The organism is Cupriavidus sp. WS (assembly GCF_000395345.1).
GTDB lineage: Bacteria > Pseudomonadota > Gammaproteobacteria > Burkholderiales > Burkholderiaceae > Cupriavidus > Cupriavidus basilensis_B.
In genome coordinates this window covers 1-2,823 of record NZ_AQPL01000649.1, presented here as the reverse complement: position 1 = coordinate 2,823, position 2,823 = coordinate 1, and the positions used below count along the sequence as shown (strand labels likewise).

Here is a 2,823-nt window from a genome sequence, read left to right as displayed (position 1 = left end):
GTGGAGGGGGGTGGCAATGCGCTCGGTGGGAGCCTGGCCAGCAACTCCAGCAGCGCCAGAGGTTCTCAAGAGCAGGCGCTGGCCCAGGCGGGCGACGGCCTTCCAGACAGGCAGATGGTGGGCGGTGCGCTGCTGGTCAACGGCACCAGTTCGCCGTATCGTGCGCTCGATACTATCGATGGCTTGACGGGTACCTTCGCGGGCGACGGATTGGCGGGCCGGACAAGTGCCTTTGATGCCGGCCTCGGCATCACGCGGACAGCGGGGATGTTCGAGGGGGCCCGCGCCTTCACCGATGAGCATTGGTCGAGCGCCCCGGTCATTGGGCGTGGCGTTATTGATGGCAGGGACTCGGTGATAGGAGGTTCGCTACCGATTGTGAATGCTCGGGTCGAGCCCGATCTGGATGATCAGATTAGCGACTTCAAACGGGCGTTCTCGGGCGGGTACCTCGGTGTAATGGAGGGGCTGAATCCTTCTGTTGGTGTTCAGGCAGGCAAGGTCGCGCGAGAGGTCTGGGATAGCACCAAGCAGTTTAGCTATGACACGATTGGGGGTACTGCTGTCGACAACGCTCGGGTGAACTTCGCGGCGGGTGATTACGCGGGGGCCGCTGTATGGGGCGCTAAGTCCTTCGCCGATGCTGGCTTGGCAGTAGGTTCCATCGTCACTGGCGGTGCTCTCGGTCTCGGAACGCGCGGTGCTTCAGTCGCAAGAGTTGACGGCGTACTGGTTACTGGAGGAGCGCGAACAAGTGGTACTACAGGTTCGATCAACTATGGTGTCCTAGATGCACTCGGTCGGCCAACAGGAATCAAGGCGACAATTACGGAGGATATGATTAACACGGGGACTGTAGCCAATCCTTCTATCGTGCCGCCGGGTTGGGCTGGCGATGGCATGAAGTACAATCAAGCACGTGGTCATTTACTCGGTCGACAACTGGGCGGCTCGGGTGACATGCCGGAGAATTTAGTGACATTGCAGCAAAACTGGACGAACAGTCCGGTAATGCGCGGATACGAGAGTCAAGTCCGCGCTGCGGTGGAGAGCGGTCAAACGGTTGAGTACCATGTAACTCCTGTTTATAAAGGAAATAATTTGATTCCTCGTGGCGTAACTCTATCGGGCCAGGGAAATGATGGGTTTCACATAGGTGTCAGTGTACTCAATCCAATTGGGTGGTGAAAATGAGTTTTGCGCGAATTAATGAAATTCTACCTCGACCGACCACGCCGGTCGAATTGCCAGTGAATGATGACTGGTCGGCCCTGGAGGCGCGTCTTGGAATTGTGTTTCCGCAAGACTACAAGCAGTTCATTCAAGAGTACGGTTCCGGCAGAATTGCGAACTTCCTCTGGATATTAAATCCATTTTCAAAAAATTCGAATATTAATCTTGAAAATCAACTGCAAATACAGAGAAGGGTTTTGGCGGATTTGTCGTTATATGGGGAATCGATACCGTATGGCGTCTTCCCGGTTCCGGGGGGGGTATTGCCTTTTGGGATTACTGACAACGGCGATATGCTCTATTGGCTGACCCTGAATAAGCCGGAGGGGTGGAAGATTGTTGTAAATGAGTCCCGTTCGCCAGAGTGGGAAGTTTTCGACTTGGGGTTTGCAGAGTTCTTGCTGCAACTTATCGAGCGAAGAATCACCTGTTCGGCGTTTCCAACCAATTTTCCAGGCCATCAAGTCGGTTTTGAGGTAAATCACTAAGTTATCATTACCCCACAAGTGCATGCTGCAGGTGCTGGAGACCGAGGCCGACCACAATAACGAACTCGGAGCTGCCGACGCCTGACCCCGGAACCCTTCCCGGGTGGCTGCCTGCTAAAAGCGCATATCGGGCCATTTGCGCCAAATGGCCCCGGATTGCCATGTGTCGCTGCCTGCGAAGACCTTGCGGTATAAGGCGCGCAGGTCGCTATGAGTACGATTCGATGTCGGACCTGCTGCGTTTGGCAATGCGCCGGGTAGTAGCCTAGTCCGGAACAGCAGCGGTGCCGGCCTGAACGCGCAGGAACAGATGTTCGCCCAGTCGCAGGGCAATGTGATGAGGCAGGGGAGCACTTACGGCAATGCCGATGGTCCGCACTATCTGGCTAGCATACCGACAACGGGGATATTCCAGGGTGATGTATCGCCTCCGCAGACGCAGCCGATGACTTCGAGTGCATCGGGAGGCGGCTACTACTGGAGCGACATAGGCGAGCCACAGACCCAGGCGCAACGCTACGCGCAGACGTTCGGTGGGCAGGCAATCAGCACCAGTATTACCGGGGAAGTCATGCTGCCGCAGGTGACGGTTTGTGCCGACCGACTTGAAATTGAACAATCCAAAAATGCCTTCGATGGCAGCTTCGGGCGCAGCACGACCTACGGTCCTGTTGTGACCGGAGACATCCTGGTGACCAATCCGATGACGGAATTCTTTGCCGATACCACGGTTGGGAAAACCTGACTTGGACTGAGCGAAGGTACGCTGCAGTTGATAACGGCGCCGCTGGAGGCCGGCAAGCGGTGCTGACGGCAGGCGATGCTATCGGACATGCGGTTTATGGCCTGGGCAACGCGGTTACCGGCGGCAATCAGACGTACCAGTCCTCCAGCGCGTTGTATCAATCGCCGGAGCGACAGGGGGGCATTGGGGACCATTGGCAACGGTCGTTGGGGCTGGTGCTATCCAAAAGGCTGGGACCGTCGGTGAGTTGAATCCTCTAGTGACCACCTACCGGGTTGAAGGAATTCCGAACCAGCGTAGCATCGACGCAAGTGGTTCTGAGGCCCGCCTTGCGCGGGCGTTGCCGTTCCTGGCCTC

General features: G+C 56.8%; 3 protein-coding genes. All 3 read left to right on the top strand.

From position 1 onward, the window contains the following. Window positions 1–1,188 (top strand): DNA/RNA non-specific endonuclease (locus tag K206_RS42410; protein WP_196812981.1); only part of this gene is annotated, 1,188 nt, incomplete at its 5' end. 2 nt (window positions 1,189–1,190) lie between these two features. Then, the gene (locus tag K206_RS42405) at window positions 1,191–1,721 is read left to right on the top strand and encodes an SMI1/KNR4 family protein (RefSeq protein WP_081651639.1); all 531 of its coding nucleotides are present in this window, start codon (window positions 1,191–1,193) and stop codon (window positions 1,719–1,721) included. 310 nt (window positions 1,722–2,031) lie between these two features. After that, window positions 2,032–2,466, top strand: coding sequence for a hypothetical protein (locus K206_RS0136145; RefSeq protein WP_020207099.1), 435 nt, complete (start codon window positions 2,032–2,034; stop codon window positions 2,464–2,466). Window positions 2,467–2,823 lie beyond the last annotated feature (357 nt).

Bases quoted from the DNA above. Each gene is read 5' to 3' on its own strand.
- K206_RS42405 (WP_081651639.1), top strand. From the start codon at position 1,191: ATGAGTTTTGCGCGAATTAATGAAATTCTACCTCGACCGACCACGCCG.
- K206_RS0136145 (WP_020207099.1), top strand. From the start codon at position 2,032: ATGTTCGCCCAGTCGCAGGGCAATGTGATGAGGCAGGGGAGCACTTAC.